Source organism: Cellulomonas soli, assembly GCF_052036975.1.
Lineage (GTDB): Bacteria > Actinomycetota > Actinomycetes > Actinomycetales > Cellulomonadaceae > Cellulomonas > Cellulomonas soli_A.
This window is the reverse complement of the sequence record NZ_JBQIAR010000001.1, coordinates 41,254-58,029: the sequence shown is the minus strand read 5'-3', so window position 1 is coordinate 58,029 and position 16,776 is coordinate 41,254. Positions and strand designations below refer to the sequence as shown.

Genomic DNA, 16,776 nt, shown 5'->3' with positions numbered 1-16,776 from the left:
GGAGTCCGGATCGGCGGACGCGGACGTCTCGACCCCGCCTCCTGGCCCGCGCCGACTGAGGTCCTGGGCAGCGACCGGTCAGGGGATCGTGCTGGGAGCGGCGCTCGTGGCCGTCGGACTCCTCGTCGTCAGGGGCGCCGGTGCGCCGTCGCCGGGGCTGGTGGTCGCAGCTGTGCTCGTGTCCCTCGGCGTGTGGCGGCCGGTCACCCTGCCGTTCTGGGCCCGACGACCCGCGAGGCCGTCAGCTCCCTCGGACGCGGTCGAGGAGCAGGACGGCGATGTCGGCGACCTCGGGGACGCCGACCTGCGCTCGCGCGTCGGCCGGTGAGGCCGCTGCCGCAGCTCCGGCGGCGACCCCGTCGGAGAGCATCACGGTGCAGTAGGGGCAGGCGGTGGCGATGACGTCGGCACCTGTGGCGACGGCCTCGGCGGCGCGTGTGGTGCTGATGCGGGTGCCGATGGACTCCTCCATCCACATGCGGGCACCGCCGGCGCCGCAGCAGAAGGACATCTCCCGGTTGCGGGGCATCTCGGCGAGCTCGACGCCGGGCAGGGCGCCCAGGAGCTCGCGCGGCGGGGAGTAGACCTGGTTGTGCCGGCCCAGGTAGCAGGGGTCGTGGTAGGTCACGGTGGTCGTGGTGGCCTCGGGGGGCGCGGTGGGCACCAGGCGGCCGTCGGCGACGAGTGTGTCGAGCAGCTCGGTGTGGTGGACGACCTCGAACCGGCCGCCGACCTGCGGGTACTCGCGGCTGATCGTGTTGAAGCAGTGCGCGCAGGTGACGACGATGCGCTGGGCGCCCACCTCGGTGAGGGTCTCCACGTTCTGCGCGGCGAGCATCTGGTAGAGCAGCTCGTTGCCGGCGCGGCGGGCGGGGTCGCCGGTGCAGGTCTCGCCGTCGCCGAGCACGGCGAACGAGACGCCGGCGATGTGCAGCAGCTCGGCCACGGCGCGGGTGGTCTTCTTGGCGCGGTCCTCGTAGGCGCCCGCGCAGCCGACCCAGAACAGGTAGTCGACGTCCGCGGCGGACTCCACGTCGGCTCCGACCACGGGCACATCGAAGTCCAGGCCCTTGGCCCAGTCGAGGCGGGCGCGGGCGGGCAGGCCCCACGGGTTGCCCTGGCGTTCGAGCTTGGTGAACGCCCCGCCGAGCTCGTTCGGGAACGCCGACTCCATGAGCACCTGGTAGCGGCGGATGTCGAGGATCGTGTCGACGTGCTCGATGTCGACGGGGCACTGCTGCACGCACGCGCCGCACGTGGTGCAGGCCCACAGCACGTCGGGGTCGATGACACCCGAGGCGACCAGGTCGACGCCCGCGTGCGGGTCGGGCTCGACCTCACCGCTGCCGGCGCGGGCGGCCTGCAGGTAGGGGGCGGTCGCGGCGGCGTGGTCGCGCAGCGCGAGCGTGAACAGCTTGGGGCTCAGCGGCTTGCCCGTGGCCCAGGCGGGGCACTGGTCCTGGCAGCGGCCGCACTCGGTGCACGTGGAGACGTCGAGCAGGGCCTTCCAGGTGAGGTCCTCGACCGCGCCGGCGCCCAGGCGCACGTCGTCGGGCAGGTCCTCCAGGGCGTTCAGGTCGATGGGGGAACCGTCCGGCCCGGCCAGCGGCATCAGCGGGCCGAGCGCGGGGCGCCCGTCAGCGGTGCGGCGCGCGTACACGTTGACGACGGCGAGGAACCGGTGCCAGGCCACACCCATCGTGGGCTGCAGGCCGACGACCACGAACCACGACATCGACACGAGGATCTTCACGGTCGCGACCAGCACGACCGCCGTCTCCAGCGCACCGGTCGAGGCGCCGGACATCCACGAGCCGTACCAGGCGGTCAGCGGGAAGTGCCACGCACTGGCCAGGTGCTCGGTCGCCGGGTCCTGCGACGCGAGCGCGTACTCCAGGCCACGCAGGGTCAGGGCGGCGGCGACGACCAGCAGCACGGTCGCCTCGACGAAGTACGCCTGCGCCTGGTTCGAGCCGAAGAACCGCGACCGGCGCTGGGTGGCCTCCGGCTGGTCGGCGCGCGGTCGGATGCGCAGCCGCAGCCGGATGAGCCCGATGATCCCGAACAGGGACAGCCACGCGATGGCCTCGATCGCCCACTCCAGTGGCGGCAGGTGCCCGATCAGCGGCAGCGCGAACTCCGGGTTGCCGACCTGCCCGTACCCGCTGACCAGGGTGAGGAACAGCAGCGGGAACGAGACCATGACCGCCCAGTGCGCGATCCGCACGGCCGGCTTGTGCTGGAACCGCCCGTGGCCGATCAGCTCGCGCAGCAGCATGCCCAGGCGCGGCCCGACGGGCGCGAACCGGCCCGGTGCCGGGCGGCCGATCCGCACGGTCGCGACGATGCGCATCACCCCGCGGACGAACACGGCGACACCGCCGACGGTCGCGACGACCACCAGCGCCAGGCACACACCCCGCAGCAGATCCACGCGCACACGCTAACCGGCCCGGGTGCCGCCCGGTCGGGACGCCCGGCCGCAGATCACCGCGTCGCAGGCCCCTCCGCACCCCGACCCGACGGGTGTGGTGCCGCGCGTCCGACGTGCACCTGAGGGACAGTTGGCACAGTCGTGGGAAGACCGTGGGAATCTCATTGATAGGGTTACCTCACCGACCACCCGCCCCCGACGAGGACGGAGCCGGATGTGCTGACCCTGCTGGCCGTGCACCTGCTCGCCGCTCTCGTCGCGCCCGTGCTGGTCCGGTTGATGGGGCGTCGGGCGTTCTGGGTACTCGCGCTGGCACCGGCCTCCGCAGCTGTCTGGGCGCTGACGTGGACCTCCCGTGTGCAGAGCGGGCAGGCACCGACCGAGGTCGTCGAGTGGATCCCGCAGCTGGGCCTCGAGCTCGCCTTCCGGCTCGACACCCTGTCGTGGTTCATGGTGCTGGTGGTCGGCGGCGTCGGGGCGCTCGTCCTCCTCTACTGCTCGGCCTACTTCTCGGTGCACGCGCACGGCCTGGGGCGGTTCGGTGGGGTGTTCGTCGCGTTCTCCGGCGCGATGCTCGGCCTGGTCGCCGCCGACGACATGCTGCTGCTGTTCGTGTTCTGGGAGCTGACGACCGTCACGTCGTACCTGCTCATCGGCCACTACTTCGACCGCAAGGCCAGCCGACGGGCCGCCATGCAGGCCATCGTGGTGACCACCGCCGGCGGACTGGCCATGCTCGTCGGGCTCGTGCTGCTCAGCGACGCCGCCGGCACGTACCGGGTGTCCGAGCTGCTCGCCGACCCGCCGCGGGGCAGCACGACCGTCACCGTCGCGCTCGTGTGCCTGCTCGCGGGGGCCGCCACCAAGTCCGCCCTCATCCCTTTCCACTTCTGGTTGCCCGCCGCCATGGCCGCCCCGACCCCGGTCAGCGCCTACCTGCACGCCGCCGCGATGGTGAAGGCCGGTGTGTACCTGGTCGCCCGGTTCGCGCCCGCCTACGGGCAGGAACCGGTGTGGCAGGCGATCGTCGTGACCCTCGGCGTGGGCACCCTGCTGCTCGGCGGCTACCGGGCGCTGCGGCAGCACGACCTCAAGCTCGTCCTCGCGTTCGGCACCGTCAGCCAGCTCGGGCTGATCGTGCTGCTGGTCGGACTGGGCACGCAGGCCACCGCGCTCGCGGGCGTGGCGATGCTCGGCGCGCACGCCATGTTCAAGGCGTCGCTGTTCCTGGTGGTCGGCGTGGTCGACGCCGCGACCGGCACCCGTGACCTGCGGCGACTGTCCGGGGTGGGTCGCGAGCTGCCGTGGACGGCCACCGCGGGCGCACTGGCCACCGCCTCGATGATCGGTCTGCCGCCGTTCGCCGGTTTCGTGGCCAAGGAGGCCGCGCTGGAGTCGTTGGCGCACCTGGGCGGTGGGCTCGGCACGTTCCTGGTGGTGGCCGTCGCCGTCGGGTCGGTGCTGACCGTCGCGTACGGGCTGCGCCTCTGGTGGGGGGCGTTCGCGACCAAGCGCGTCGTCGCCCACGAGGCGGTGCAGCCCGCCGCGGACGGCACGGTGCCTGCCGCGTCGGCCCCCGTGCCGGACGGCACCGCCGAACCGGCCCCGATCACGCACCCGTCGCTGCTGCTCGTGTGGCCGGCCATGGTGCTGGCGGTGCTCGGTGTGGCCGTGGCGCTGCTGCCCGGGCTCGGCGAGAACCTGCTGCAGCCGTACGCGGACACGGCCGGTGCGGGCGAGCCCGGTCACCTGGCGCTGTGGGCCGGCCTCACGCCGACGCTCGCGCTCACCGCGGGGATCCTGCTCGCCGGTCTGCTGCTGTTCCTGGCGCGCGACCGCGTCGAGAGGTTGCAGGCCGGGCTGTACCGGGGTCCCGAGGCGGATCGCGTGTACCGCCGGTCCATGCGTCGGCTCGACGACCTCGCGGCCGATGTCACAGCCGTCACGCAGCGTGGTTCCCTGCCGCTGTACCTCGGCGGGATCCTCGTGGTGTTCGTCGTCGGCGTGGGCACGGCGCTCGTCGTCGGCGGCACGGGTCCGACCAGCCCCCGGTGGTGGGACCAGCCCGCGCAGGTGGTCTTCGGTGCCGTCGTGATCATCTCGGCGGTGCTGGCCGCACGGGCCCGCCGGCGCCTCAAGGCCGTGATCCTGCTGGGCATCGGCGGGTACGCCGTCGCCGGGTTGTTCCTGCTGCACGGTGCCCCTGACCTGGCGCTCACGCAGGTGCTCGTGGAGACCGTGACGCTCGTCGTGTTCGTCCTCGTGCTGCGCCGGCTGCCCCCGTACTTCTCCGACCGTCCGCTGGCCGGTTCCCGGTGGGTGCGCTTGGCGGTGGGGCTGGCAGTGGGGCTCACCGTGGGCGGGATCGCGCTCGTGGTACCGGGCGCGCGGGTGCACGTGCCGGTGTCGGAGCACTTCGCCCGTGAGGCCGTCGAGTTCGGGGGCGGCACGAACATCGTCAACGTCACGCTCGTCGACATCCGCGCCTGGGACACCATGGGCGAGATCTCCGTGCTGCTGGTCGCGGCCACCGGTGTCGCGTCCCTGGTGTTCCTCTCGCGCCGCACCGGGGCGATCTTCCGCGCCGAGGACGCCCCGCAGGACCGCGCGGTGTGGGCCGGTGCGGGCACCGATCCGATGGCCGCGCTGCGCCACCACCAGGGGCCCGGCGAGGTGGCCGAGGCCCGGCAGCAGGCCATGGACTCCGGGTCGGCGACCTCCGGCGCGCGGGCCCGCGAGTGGCTGCTCGCCGGCCGCACCCTGGCGCCGCAGCGACGGTCGGTCGTGTTCGAGGTCGTGGTCCGGCTGCTGTTCCACACGATGATCGTCTACTCGGTGTACCTGCTGTTCTCCGGCCACAACGCCCCCGGCGGCGGGTTCGCCGCGGGCCTGGTCACCGGGATCGCCCTGATCGTGCGCTACCTGGCCGGCGGTCGGTACGAGCTGGGCGAAGCCGCGCCGGTCCAGCCCGGTGCGCTGCTGGGCCTGGGCCTGTTCCTGTCGGTGGGTGTCGGTCTGGCGGCGCTGCTGCTCGGAGGCTCCGCGCTGCAGTCCTGGCTGATCGACGTGCACGTGCCGGTCATCGGCACCGTGCACCTGGTGACCAGCCTGTTCTTCGACGTCGGCGTGTACCTGGTCGTCGTCGGGCTGGTGCTCGACATCCTGCGCAGCCTCGGCGCCGAGCTGGACCGGCGGGCCGAGGCGGGCGAGGACGACCTCGAGGACGCCGCCGACCGCACCGACGTGACCGCCGGGCTGCCCGGCCAGGGCGGAGGGGCCCGATGATCGACATGACCCCGAACCTGGTGCTCGTGGTGACCATCGCCGCGCTGTTCACGGTCGGCGTGTACCTGCTGCTCGAGCGCAGCCTGTCGCGCGTGCTCATCGGCGTCATCCTCGTCGGCAACGGCGCGAACCTGCTGTTCCTCGTGGCCGGCGGCGCCGCGGGCAGGGCACCGATCGTCGGGCTGGAGCCCGAGGGGCAGATGAGTGACCCGCTGCCGCAGGCCATGGTGCTCACCGCCATCGTCATCACCCTCGGCATGACCGCGTTCCTGCTGGCCATGGCCTACCGGTCGTGGCAGCTGCACGGGCACGACGAGGTGCAGGACGACATCGAGGACCGCCGCATCGTCCGCCTCGCGGGGCTCGACGAACGGGCGTTCGTCGACACCGACACCGAGGGGTTCGTGGAGTCCCTCGACGAGGAGGCCGCACTCGCGCGCGACGAGACGGACGAGGGCCACGGGGCGGAAGGGGAGCAGCGGTGAACGACGTCACGTGGATCGTGCCGCTCCCGGTGATGCTCCCGCTGCTGGGCGCCGGGCTCACGCTCGCCCTGTACGGCCGCCCGCGCGTGCAGCGCGTGGTCAGCGTGTCCGTGCTCGGCCTGGCCCTGCTCGCCTCGGTCACCCTGCTCGTGCTCGCAGACGACGGGCCCCTGGTCGTCGAGATCGGCGGGTGGGCGGCACCCGTCGGCATCGACCTGGTGGCCGACCGACTCTCCGCGCTGATGCTCACGGTGTCCGGCGCCGTGACCCTGTGCGTCCTGCTGTACTCGCTCGCGCAGAGCCAGGAGGACGACGAGGAGTCCGCCCCCGTCTCCATTTACCACCCGACGTACCTGGTGCTGACCGCCGGGGTCGCCAACGCGTTCCTGTCCGGCGACCTGTTCAACCTGTACGTCGGGTTCGAGATCCTGCTGGCTGCCTCGTACGTGCTGCTCACGTTGGGCGGCACCGGTGAGCGCATCCGCGCGGGCACCATCTACGTGGTCGTCGCCCTGCTGTCGTCCGTGCTGTTCCTCATCGCCATCGCGATGATCTACGCCGCGACCGGCACCGTGAACCTGGCCCAGCTGGCCATCCGGCTGCCCGAGATCGACCCCGGGACGCAGCTGGTGCTGCAGGTCATGCTGCTGCTGGCGTTCGCGATCAAGGCCGCGATCTTCCCCCTGTCGGCCTGGCTGCCGGACTCCTACCCGACCGCGCCCGCACCCGTCACCGCCGTGTTCGCCGGCCTGCTCACCAAGGTCGGCGTGTACGCGATCATCCGCACGCAGACCCTGCTGTTCCCCGACGGGCGGCTGGACGGCGTGCTGATGTGGGCGGCGCTGGCCACCATGCTCATCGGGATCCTGGGCGCGGTCGCGCAGGACGACATCAAACGTCTGCTGTCGTTCACGCTGGTCAGCCACATCGGGTTCATGGTGTTCGGCATCGCCCTGTCCAGCCAGGCCGGCATGACCGCGGCCATCTACTACGTCGCCCACCACATCACCGTGCAGACCGCGCTGTTCCTGGTGGTGGGCCTGGTCGAACGCGCCGGCGGGTCGACGTCGCTGGAACGCCTCGGTGGGCTGGCGCGCCTGGCCCCGCTGCTGGCCGTGCTGTTCTTCGTGCCCGCCATGAACCTGGCCGGCATCCCGCCGCTGTCCGGGTTCCTGGGCAAGGTCGGGCTGCTCGAGGCGGGTGTCGCCGCCGGCACCCCGCTGGCCTACACGCTCGTCGCCGGGTCGGTGCTGACGTCGCTGCTGACGCTCTACGCACTGGTCAAGGCATGGAACAAGGCGTTCTGGCAGACCCCGCCCGAGGACCCGCCGCCCACCCGGCTGCCCGTCGGCATGGTCCTGCCGACCGCCGCGCTGGTCGGCATCGGGCTCGCCCTGACCCTGGCCGCCGGCCCGCTGTACGCGTACACCTCACGCGCGGCACAGGCCCTGGCCGAACGTGACCCGTACATCGTCGCGGTCCTGCCCGACGGCGAACGCGGCCCGGGAGAGTCCGCCGACGTCGTCGGTCCTGACGAGGCCTCCGCCGACGAGGAGGTGCACGGATGACGCTCCACGCCCGCCGTGCCCGCGTCCGCACCCAGTGGGGCACGATCGTCTGGCTCACCGCCGTGTGGGTGCTGCTGTGGGGCGACCTGTCCGTCGGCAACGTGCTCGCCGGGCTGGGCGTCGCCCTGGCCGTGACCCTCGGCCTGCGCATGACGCCCATCGAGTTCCACGGACGCGTCCGCCCGCTCGCCGTGCTCCACCTGTTCACCCGGTTCGGGATCGACCTGGTCCGCGCGTCGTTCGAGGTCGCGTTCATCGCGTTGCGCCCCGGGTACACCCCGCGCGGCGCGGTCATCGGCGTCCAGCTGCGCAGCCACTCCGACCTGTACCTGACCATGACCGGCGAGCTGTGCTCGCTCGTGCCCGGCTCGATCGTCGTCGAGGCGCACCGGCTCACCGGGATGCTCTACCTGCACGTGCTCGACGTGCGCCAGGCCGGCGGGGTCGAGAAGGCCCGGCAGCACGTGCTCGACCAGGAGGAACGGGTGCTGCGCGCGTTCGCCTCGGCCTCCGAGCTGGCCGACGCGGGCCTGATGCCCGGCACCCCGACCCGCCAGCCGGCGGTTCCCCGCGGAACGGAGGGCCGACCGTGACCGCCGTCGCCATCGTGTGCGCCGTGATGCTGACCGTCGGCACCGTGCTGTCGATCGCCCGCGCCGAGAAGGGCCCCTCGATGCTCGACCGCACCATCGCGCTCGACATCGTCGTGACCATGATGATCGCCGGTGTCGCCCTCTACGCCGCCGTGCACCGCCGCACCGACGTGGTCCCCGTGCTCGTGGTGCTCTCCCTCGTCGGGTTCGTCGGCTCGGTCACCGTCGCCCGGTTCGCGTCCGTGGAACCCGAGGGTGAGGGCCGCGTGCGCACCCGCGAGGAGATCGCCGCCGAGGAGTCCGAACGCCGCCGCGTCGAGGCCGAGACCGAGGAGCGCCGCCGGGCGTGGGCGCTGCGCCGCGCGCAGGAACGCGAGCACGGCACCCCACCGGGCCCGCAGCCCGGCCCGGACGACGCGCCGGAAGGGAACGGACGATGACCGCCGACGACTGGACGACCGTCGCCGACGTCGCCTCCGCCGTGTGCCTGCTCGGGGGGGCGTTCTTCGCGCTCGCCGCCGGCGTCGGTGCCCTGCGGTTCCCCGACCTGCTGGCCCGCATGCACGCCGCGACCAAGCCGCAGGTGCTCGGACTGGTGCTCGTGCTCGTCGGCCTGGCCCTGCGGCTGCGGTCCGGCGGGGCGGTGTGGGCGCTCGTGCTCGTCGCCGTCTTCCAGATGCTCACCGCCCCGGTCGCCGCGCACATGGTCGGCCGGGCCGGGTACCGCACCGGCAAGGTCCGCAGCGAGCTGCTCGTCGTCGACGAGCTCACCCGCGACATGGCCCGCGCACGCGCCGCCGCCGAAGCCGCAGCGGGGGCGGGCGTCGTGCTCGACCCCGAGGGGTTCGGCGCACAGCCCGACGAGCCGACACCCGGCGAGCGCGACTGACCGTCGGGGCCGGTCAGCGCAGGTGGCGGGTGCGCTTGCGTTCGACCTGACCGGCCACGCGGACCGCGCCGCGCGTGGCGAGCACCCGGGACGCCCCGACGAGCGCGCCGGTGATGGCCGCCGCCGCCAGCGCCTCCTTCAGCCCGCCGTCCGTCGGGTTGTCGGCACGTGGCGGCTTGTGGCCGCGCGCGGCCTTCCACGCCTGCTCGACCGCCTCCTGCACGAACCACGCCGCCGCGAGGGTGGCAGCGGTGTCGATCAGGAGTGTGAGGACGGACTGGTTGGGCCGGGTCGGCTTGTCGGCCACGGGGTACCTCCTGGTGAGCGCGGACGTCGGTCCACCGTAGCGAGCCGCGCCCCCGGTCACGCGCCGGCGGGCAGCACGATCTCCACGCGGCGGTCGAGCTGGCGGCAGGCCGGGTGGTGCGCGTCGCCCGTCTCGTGCGGGGCGACGGGGCTCGTTCACGGCGCGCTAGGATCGACCTCGAACGACAGGGGAGCGTCAGGGTCGTCCGGCACGGTGCCGGCAGGCCGGGGCGCTGAGAGTGCGGACCACCGCAGACCCTCGAACCTGATCCGGTTTGCACCGGCGTAGGGAGTCGGGAATCTCAGTCACCACCCCGTCGCGGTCCGTGCACGGGTGTGCCGTGCGTGGCCCCGCGGCGGGCGCGTGACCCCCTCCTGCTGACCGAGGAGGAGCATCACCCATGACGAGGACACTCGTCCGCGCGGCCCCGCGCCGCACCCCCCGACGCGCCCGCGTCCTGACGACCACCGCTGCCGTGCTCGTCGGCGTCACGGCGCTGGCCGGCTGCTCGGCCCTCGAGTCCGACGGCGCGGAGCCCAGCGCGTCCGGGGCGGCCGCGTCCGGCAGCGTCACGCTCGTCACGCACGACTCGTTCGGCCTGTCCGACGGCCTGCTCGAGCAGTTCGAGGAGGAGTCGGGCCTGACCGTCGAGATCGTGCAGCCCGGCGACGCGGGCGTGCTGGCCAACCAGCTGGTGCTCACCAAGGACGCCCCCCTGGGCGACCTGGTCTTCGGCATCGACAACACGTTCGCCTCACGCGTGATCGACGAGGGCGTCGTGGTGCCCGCCGAGCTGACCGCACCGGCCGTCGAGGACGCTGCGGCGTACGCGGTGGACGGCGACGAGGGTGCGCTCACCGCGGTCGACTTCGGCGACGTGTGCGTCAACGTCGACCACGAGTGGTTCGCCGCGCAGGGCCTGGCGGAGCCGACCACGCTCGAGGACCTCGCCAAGCCCGAGTACAAGGACCTGCTGGTCGTGCCGAACCCGGTGACGTCCTCGCCGGGTCTGGCGTTCCTGCTGGCCACCGTCGGGGCGTTCGGCGAGGACGCGTGGCCGACGTACTGGCAGCAGCTGAAGGACAACGGGCTCAAGGTCGCTGACGGCTGGTCGGACGCCTACTACGTGGACTTCACGGCCGGTGGCGGCGACGGCCCGCGGCCGCTGGTGCTGTCGTACGCCTCGTCCCCGCCGTTCACGGTGCCCGAGGGCGGCGACGTACCCACCACGGGTGCGCTGCTCGACACGTGCTTCCGGCAGGTCGAGTACGCCGGGGTGCTGGCCGGTGCCGCCAACCCGGAGGGCGCCGCGCAGCTGCTCGACTTCCTGCTGTCCGACGAGGTGCAGGCCGACATCCCCGGGTCGATGTACATGTACCCGGTCAGCGCGTCGGTGGTGCTCCCCGAGGAGTGGACGCAGTGGGCGCCGCTGGCCGACGCACCGTTCGAGGTGCCGTTGGCGGACGTGGCCGCGCACCGTGAGGCGTGGCTGACCACCTGGTCCGACACGGTGATCGGCTGACGGTCCGTCCATGACCACGCTCACGCGGCCGGCGGCCGTCGCACCTGCCGAGGTGCGACGGTCCGTCGGCCGCGTGCTCTTCTGGGCGACGGCCGTGGCCGTGCCCGTGCTGTTCCTCGGGTTCTTCTTCGCCTACCCGGTGCTGGTGATGATGGGCCGCGGGTTCGTGGCCGACGGCGCGCTCGACCTCGGCGGGTTCGCCGACGTGTTCTCCCGGCCCCGCACGTGGCGGATCATCGGCCTGACGCTCGCCCAGGCCGGGCTGGCCACCGCGATCAGCGTCGCGCTGGGGGTGCCCGGCGCGTACGTGCTGCACCGGCGCCGGTTCCGCGGGCGGGCCGTGGTGCGGGCGTTCGTCACCGTGCCGTTCGTGCTGCCGACCGTGGTGGTCGGCGTGGCGTTCCGGTCGCTGCTGGTGGAGGGAGGCCCGCTGGGGTTCCTGCACCTGGACGGCACGTTCGCGGCGATCGTCGCGGCCCTGGTGTTCTTCAACTACGCGGTCGTGGTGCGCGGCGTCGGGGGGCTGTGGGAGCGGCTCGACCCGCGCGCCGAGCAGGCCGCGCGTGCCCTGGGGGCGTCCCCATGGCGTGCGTTCGTGCAGGTCACGCTTCCGGCCCTGACGCCCGCGATCGCGTCGGCGGCCTCGCTGGCGTTCCTGTTCTGCGCGACGGCGTTCGGCACCGTGCTGGTGCTCGGCGGGTTGCAGTTCGGCACCATCGAGACCGAGATCTGGGTGCAGACCACGCAGTACCTGGACCTGCGGGCCGCCGCGGTGCTGTCCGTGGTGCAGCTCGTGGTCGTCGCCGCAGCCCTGGGGGTGGCCGGGCGCGCGCGCTCGCGTCGGGAACGCGCACTGACCCTGGCCGTGCCCGACAGCGCGGTGGCGCCGTTGCGCCTGCGGCGCCCCGCGGGCGTGCCGCGCGGTGACGGCCACGGGCTCGACGTGGCGGCGGCGGCGATCACCGGTGCCGTGGTCGTGCTGCTCGCACTCCCGCTGGTGAACCTGGTCGTCCGGTCGCTGCAGACCGCCGACGGCTGGGGGGTCGACCACTACCGCGCGCTGGGCACCCCGGGCGACACGCTGCAGGTCTCCGTGTGGCAGGCCACCGCGACCTCGCTGCGCACGGCCGTCGACGCCACGACCATCGCGTTGGTCGTCGGCGGGCTGGTGGCACTCGTGGTGTCCCGTCGGCCGCGCTCGCGGAGGGCCCGGCACGCCGTCGCCGGGCTCGACGCGGTGTTCATGCTGCCGCTGGGCGTCTCGGCGGTGACCGTCGGGTTCGGGTTCCTGCTGGCCATGCACGAGCCGTTCGGCCTGCCGGTGGACCTGCGCACCAGCCCGATGCTGGTGCCCGTGGCGCAGGCCGTGGTGGCGGTGCCGCTGGTGGTGCGCACCGTGCTGCCCGTGCTGCGGGCCATCGACCCGCGGCTGCGGGAGGCCGCCGCGACCCTCGGTGCCTCACCGGCGCGCGTGCTGTCCGCGGTCGACCTGCCCATCGCGGCCCGGTCGCTCGGCCTGGCCGTCGGCTTCGCGTTCGCCGCGTCCCTGGGGGAGTTCGGTGCGACGTCGTTCCTGGCCCGCCCGGCGAACCCCACCCTGCCGGTGGTCATCTTCCGGCTCATCGGGCGCCCCGGCGCCGACAACTACGGCATGGCGCTCGCCGCGTCGGTGGTCCTCGCGGTGCTGACCGCCGGGATCGTCGCGCTGTGCGAACGCCTGCGGACCACGGGGAGCGAGTGGTGAGCATGACGGACGAACCGACCGGCACGGGCCTGGGGCTGCACGACGTCGTCGTGCGGTACACCGGGGACGGCTCACGGCACGGCGGGGCGGGCACCACGGCCGTCGACGGCGTCTCGCTGCACGTGGGCACCGGCGAGGTCGTCGCCCTGCTCGGGCCGTCCGGCTGCGGCAAGTCCTCGCTGCTGCGCGCCGTCGCCGGTCTGGAACCGCTCGCCGGCGGGCAGGTGAGCTGGGACGGCGTGAGCGTGACCGACATGCCCGTGCACCGCCGCGGGTTCGGGCTGATGTTCCAGGACGGGCAGCTGTTCGAGCACCGCGACGTGGCCGGCAACGTCGCGTTCGGCCTGCACGCGGGCGGGGGAGGCCGCCGTCGCACGGCGCGCACGGTCCGGGACGCCAGGGTCGCCGAGCTGCTCGCCGTCGTGGGCCTGACCGGGTATGGCGACCGGCCCGTGGCCACGCTGTCCGGGGGTGAACGGCAACGTGTCGCCCTGGCGCGGGCCCTGGCCCCCCGGCCACGCCTGCTGCTGCTGGACGAACCCCTCTCCGCCCTCGACCGTGCGCTGCGCGAACGTCTCGCCGACGACCTGCGGGCCGCGCTGGTCGCCACCGGCACCACCGCGCTGTTCGTCACGCACGACCAGGACGAGGCGTTCGCCGTCGCCGACCGGGTCGCCGTGATGGATGCGGGCCGGCTGCGCCAGGTCGACACCCCGGGCGCGTTGTGGCGGCACCCCGCGACCCGGCAGGTCGCCGAGTTCCTCGGCTACGAGGCGTTCGTCCCGGCGGACCCCGTGCGGTCCGCAGGCCCCGAGGTCGACGAGGTCGTACACGTGGCCACCGAGGCGGGCTGCGCGGGCGACCCCACGGCCCTGCTCGCCCTCGCGCCCGGGGCGCTCGTGGTCACCGAACGCACGCACGGCCCCCGCGGCGACGGACCGGCGCTCAAGGGCACCGTGATCCGGGTCGTCGCGCGTCGCGGGCGCGCCGAGGTGCAGGTCGAGGTCGACGGGCTGGGTGCGCTCACCGCCGTCGCCGCCCTGGGCGCCGAGCCGCACGTCGGGATGGTCGTCGCGCTCGCGGTCGACCCGACGGCCGTCGCGTTCGTGCCCGCCGACGAGCGCGTCCGCCTGCACGCGGCGGGCGGCCGGGCTACGGTCGAAGGGCAGGTGACCACGCACGCGGACGTGAGGTGAGCGGGATGACCCTGGAGCGACGAGTCGTCGTGTCGATCGACATCCCGGCCCCGTTGGCGACCGTGTGGGAGCACCTGCGCGACCCGCACCTGATCCGCCGCTGGTACGCGTGGGACTGGCCGGGTCTCGACGAGGAGATCCGGCACGTGTTCGGCGAGCAGGCGGTCGAGCACGTGCGGGTCGACGACGGCACCACCACCCACACCCTGACCTGGCCGCACCTGGACGTGCTGACGGTGACGGGCTCGGTCGACCGGCCCGATCGCACCCGCCTGCAGTTCACGCGCCGCAGCCACGAGGGCCTCACCTCGTTCGACGGCGTGCGGGACGAGATCGACGAACGGTGGATCGCGTGGACGCAGCAGCTGCGCTTCGCCCTGACGGTGCACCCCGGTGAGGACCGGCGCACGCTGGCGGTGTTCGGCCTGGACGCCGGTTCCCGGCAGGATCCGCTGCTGGACCGGGCGGGGCTGCACGGGGCGCGGGGTGTCCCGGTCGGCGGGCACGTGCACGCGCGCCGGCCCGACGGCACCCAGCTGGGCGGGACTCTGCTGCACAAGGGCGAGCTGCAGTTCGGCGTGCACCTGCACGGGTTCGCCGAGTCGTTCCTGGTGGTCATGATCACGCCCGCCGCGCACCACCCGCCGCACGGCCACATCGACGCGATCCTGTCGACCTACGGGATGGACGACGCGCTGTTCGCCGAGGTGGAGCGCCGGTGGGGCGGCTGGTGGCAGACGGCCTCGCACCCCGCCCACCGGCCGAGCGTCACCGCCCGGGGCTGAGCGCGTCGGGCGGGGTCGTCGAGGTCACAGGCTCCGCTGCCACTCCCCGGTGCCACCCGCGGGCCGGAACCCGAGGGCGACGTTGATGGCCAGCATGTGCGCGTTCTCCTCGGCGTTCCACGTGCCGATGCGACGCACGGCGGGCCGTTCGGCGGCCAGGCGCTGCAGGTTCGCGGTCTTCGCGAGCATGCCGAGCCGGCGGCCACGGTGCTCGCGCAGCACCAGGGTGTCGTCCTGGTAGACGAACTCCTCGGTCACGGGGGTCGTCTCCAGCGAGGTGAACGCCGCGAGCGTGCCGGTGGGCGTGTGCTCGACGGCCGCGACCAGGTGGTCCATGCCGCGTTCGCGCAGCAGCTGCTCGACGCTCCGCACCCGGGCGGCGTCCCACACGTCCTCGTGCCAGTCGATCCCGCCGAGGGGGACGTCGGTGCTCATGCGGGTGAGCAGCACGGCGTACTGGTCGACCCACGCCTGCGGGCAGGTGTCCGACCAGAGCACCACCCGGTAGTCGGGACCGGCGGCGGCCTGCGCGTCGGCGCGCTGCCGGGCCAGCACCGCGGGTGGCACGGGCACGTCGAGCACCGAGTACCGCTCGACCTGCTCGAGCGTCCAGCCCCGGGCCATCGCGAAGCGCACGTCGGGGTCGTCCCGGCGGACCCGTCCGGTGCCGGACGTGGGCGCCAGGGCGTGCTCGTCGTCGGCCGGCTCGCTGGTCTGGTCGGTCTCGGCGGTGAGCATCGTGCGGCCGTGCGTACGGGCGATCTCCAGCGCGGCGTCGTGCAGCGCGCTGCCGATGCCGCGACCCCGCGCGGCGGGCCGGACCGCGACACCCAGGTACCCCGTGTGCGTGTTGTCCTGGCGGGGCAGGTCGAGCGCGGCGTACCCGAGCACCCGGGCGGGTTCCTGGGCGGTGCTGCTCTCGTCGAGGGCCACCAGGCGCAGCTTGGTCGTGTACTCCTGCATGTGCAGCGAGCGCAGGGCCTCGTGCGGGGTGCGCCAGTGGTCGCGCGTGCCCCACACGTGGTGGGCGACCTCGTTGGCGGCGTCGATCTGGCCGCGCAGGAGCCAGGCGTCGGGGGCGTCGAGGTCGGCGGGCACCGGCAGCTCGCGCATCGACACCCCGGCCGGCGGCGGTGACGGCTGGGTCGGGGGCATGCCTCCAGGGTCGGCGCCGGGCACCGTGCCGTCGAGCGGTTTTCGACGAGTCAGGCGAGGCTCGGTGATCTCGTTAGGCTCGTGCGCATGTGGCTCGAGATCGTCGGCTGGACCGGCTCCCTGCTCGTCATCGTCTCCCTCACGCAGGCACGGGTGCTGCGGTTCCGGGTGCTCAACCTGGTGGGTTCGGTCATCGCGGCGGGGTACAACGCGATCGTCGGCATCTGGCCGTTCGCGGTGATGAACGGTGTCATCGCGCTGATCAACGTGTACTGGCTGGTGCGTCTGCAGCGGGAGCGGCACGACGACCGTGCCTACGAGGTCGTCGAGGTCACGCCGGACGACGCGTACCTGCGGCACGTGCTGGCGGTCCACGCGGACGACATCGAGGGGTTCTCGCCGGGCTTCGTGCCGCGGTTCACGGCGGCCGCCGAGGCCGGTGACGGTGCCCGGGCGGCGCTGCTGGTGGTCCGTGGCGACGAGACGGTCGGTGTCGTGGTCGTGCGCGGCGAGGGTGACGGCACGGGTGTCGTCGAGCTGGACTACGTGACGCCGCGGTTCCGTGACTTCACGCCGGGTGAGTTCGTGTACCGGCGCAGCGGGGTGTTCGGCGCGCACGGGTTCGAGCGGCTGCTGGTGACCGGTGAGCGGCCGGAGTCGCGCGAGTACCTCACGCGGGTGGGTTTCAGCCGGGTCGAGGGCGGCTGGGAGCGCGCGGTGGAGGTCGCTGCCTGACCCTGGGCACACCCCGGCAGGGCTGGCCGGGGTCACCCGGGTCCCGTAAAGTTCGGGTGACCGAAAAGATGTGTGCGG

Annotated in this window: 14 protein-coding genes and 1 riboswitch; of the genes, 11 read left to right on the top strand and 3 right to left on the bottom strand. The window is 73.6% G+C overall.

What is annotated here, in order from left to right; translation table 11 throughout:
• Positions 1–241: 241 nt before the first annotated feature.
• A complete protein-coding gene (locus ACTHAM_RS00290; RefSeq protein ID WP_440683584.1) occupies positions 242–2,434 on the bottom strand; it encodes a (Fe-S)-binding protein in 2,193 nt (730 codons plus the stop codon).
• A 216-nt stretch (positions 2,435–2,650) separates the two neighbouring features.
• On the opposite strand from ACTHAM_RS00290, the gene ACTHAM_RS00285 reads away from it, so the two are divergent.
• The 6 genes from ACTHAM_RS00285 to mnhG are packed head-to-tail and all read left to right on the top strand — an operon-like array spanning position 2,651 to position 9,254.
• Positions 2,651–5,719, top strand: coding sequence for a Na+/H+ antiporter subunit A (locus ACTHAM_RS00285; RefSeq protein ID WP_440683582.1), 3,069 nt, complete (start codon positions 2,651–2,653; stop codon positions 5,717–5,719).
• On the top strand, positions 5,716–6,204 hold the full coding sequence (locus tag ACTHAM_RS00280) for a Na(+)/H(+) antiporter subunit C (protein ID WP_440683580.1): 489 nt from the start codon (positions 5,716–5,718) through the stop codon (positions 6,202–6,204). Before ACTHAM_RS00285 ends, ACTHAM_RS00280 begins: the two co-directional genes overlap by 4 nt.
• Entirely contained in the window at positions 6,201–7,772 is a 1,572-nt protein-coding gene (locus ACTHAM_RS00275; RefSeq protein WP_440683578.1) for a Na+/H+ antiporter subunit D, read from the top strand. The genes ACTHAM_RS00280 and ACTHAM_RS00275 overlap by 4 nt, the downstream gene beginning before the upstream one ends.
• On the top strand, positions 7,769–8,365 hold the full coding sequence (locus ACTHAM_RS00270) for a Na+/H+ antiporter subunit E (protein ID WP_440683576.1): 597 nt from the start codon (positions 7,769–7,771) through the stop codon (positions 8,363–8,365). Before ACTHAM_RS00275 ends, ACTHAM_RS00270 begins: the two co-directional genes overlap by 4 nt.
• Positions 8,362–8,805, top strand: a complete 444-nt coding sequence (locus ACTHAM_RS00265; protein ID WP_440683574.1) for a monovalent cation/H+ antiporter complex subunit F — start codon at positions 8,362–8,364, stop codon at positions 8,803–8,805. Before ACTHAM_RS00270 ends, ACTHAM_RS00265 begins: the two co-directional genes overlap by 4 nt.
• A complete protein-coding gene (gene mnhG / locus ACTHAM_RS00260; protein ID WP_440683572.1) occupies positions 8,802–9,254 on the top strand; it encodes a monovalent cation/H(+) antiporter subunit G in 453 nt (150 codons plus the stop codon). The genes ACTHAM_RS00265 and mnhG overlap by 4 nt, the downstream gene beginning before the upstream one ends.
• Positions 9,255–9,267: 13 nt before the next feature.
• Here the strand turns inward: mnhG and ACTHAM_RS00255 are convergent, their stop codons facing one another.
• A complete protein-coding gene (locus ACTHAM_RS00255; RefSeq protein ID WP_440683571.1) occupies positions 9,268–9,561 on the bottom strand; it encodes a DUF4235 domain-containing protein in 294 nt (97 codons plus the stop codon).
• A gap of 176 nt (positions 9,562–9,737) precedes the next feature.
• Positions 9,738–9,869: riboswitch (TPP riboswitch) on the top strand.
• Between the two features lie 92 nt (positions 9,870–9,961).
• Between ACTHAM_RS00255 and ACTHAM_RS00250 the strand changes: the two genes are divergently transcribed.
• From ACTHAM_RS00250 to ACTHAM_RS00235, 4 genes are read left to right on the top strand one after another with little or no spacing between them, the layout of a single operon-like run.
• On the top strand, positions 9,962–11,083 hold the full coding sequence (locus ACTHAM_RS00250; RefSeq protein WP_440683569.1) for a thiamine ABC transporter substrate-binding protein: 1,122 nt from the start codon (positions 9,962–9,964) through the stop codon (positions 11,081–11,083).
• A gap of 10 nt (positions 11,084–11,093) precedes the next feature.
• Positions 11,094–12,827: an ABC transporter permease gene (locus tag ACTHAM_RS00245; RefSeq protein ID WP_440683567.1), complete on the top strand. Its 1,734-nt coding sequence runs from the start codon at positions 11,094–11,096 to the stop codon at positions 12,825–12,827.
• Positions 12,828–12,829: 2 nt separating this feature from the next.
• On the top strand, positions 12,830–14,023 hold the full coding sequence (locus ACTHAM_RS00240; protein WP_440684178.1) for an ABC transporter ATP-binding protein: 1,194 nt from the start codon (positions 12,830–12,832) through the stop codon (positions 14,021–14,023).
• Positions 14,024–14,028: 5 nt separating this feature from the next.
• Positions 14,029–14,808: a hypothetical protein gene (locus ACTHAM_RS00235; protein WP_440684177.1), complete on the top strand. Its 780-nt coding sequence runs from the start codon at positions 14,029–14,031 to the stop codon at positions 14,806–14,808.
• Between the two features lie 24 nt (positions 14,809–14,832).
• On the opposite strand, the gene ACTHAM_RS00230 is transcribed toward ACTHAM_RS00235, so the two are convergent.
• Positions 14,833–15,963 (bottom strand): GNAT family N-acetyltransferase, encoded by a 1,131-nt coding sequence (locus tag ACTHAM_RS00230; RefSeq protein WP_440683565.1) that lies wholly within the window; start codon positions 15,961–15,963, stop codon positions 14,833–14,835.
• 87 nt (positions 15,964–16,050) lie between these two features.
• Between ACTHAM_RS00230 and ACTHAM_RS00225 the strand changes: the two genes are divergently transcribed.
• Positions 16,051–16,698: a hypothetical protein gene (locus ACTHAM_RS00225; protein WP_440683563.1), complete on the top strand. Its 648-nt coding sequence runs from the start codon at positions 16,051–16,053 to the stop codon at positions 16,696–16,698.
• The last annotated feature ends 78 nt before the right edge of the window (positions 16,699–16,776 follow it).

Excerpts from the sequence above, each read along its gene's own strand:
- ACTHAM_RS00280 (WP_440683580.1), top strand. The coding sequence starts at position 5,716 with ATGATCGACATGACCCCGAACCTGGTGCTCGTGGTGACCATCGCCGCG.
- ACTHAM_RS00270 (WP_440683576.1), top strand. The coding sequence starts at position 7,769 with ATGACGCTCCACGCCCGCCGTGCCCGCGTCCGCACCCAGTGGGGCACG.
- mnhG (WP_440683572.1), top strand. The coding sequence starts at position 8,802 with ATGACCGCCGACGACTGGACGACCGTCGCCGACGTCGCCTCCGCCGTG.
- ACTHAM_RS00250 (WP_440683569.1), top strand. The coding sequence starts at position 9,962 with ATGACGAGGACACTCGTCCGCGCGGCCCCGCGCCGCACCCCCCGACGC.
- ACTHAM_RS00245 (WP_440683567.1), top strand. The coding sequence starts at position 11,094 with ATGACCACGCTCACGCGGCCGGCGGCCGTCGCACCTGCCGAGGTGCGA.
- ACTHAM_RS00240 (WP_440684178.1), top strand. The coding sequence starts at position 12,830 with ATGACGGACGAACCGACCGGCACGGGCCTGGGGCTGCACGACGTCGTC.
- ACTHAM_RS00235 (WP_440684177.1), top strand. The coding sequence starts at position 14,029 with ATGACCCTGGAGCGACGAGTCGTCGTGTCGATCGACATCCCGGCCCCG.
- ACTHAM_RS00230 (WP_440683565.1), bottom strand. The coding sequence starts at position 15,963 with ATGCCCCCGACCCAGCCGTCACCGCCGCCGGCCGGGGTGTCGATGCGC.
- ACTHAM_RS00225 (WP_440683563.1), top strand. The coding sequence starts at position 16,051 with ATGTGGCTCGAGATCGTCGGCTGGACCGGCTCCCTGCTCGTCATCGTC.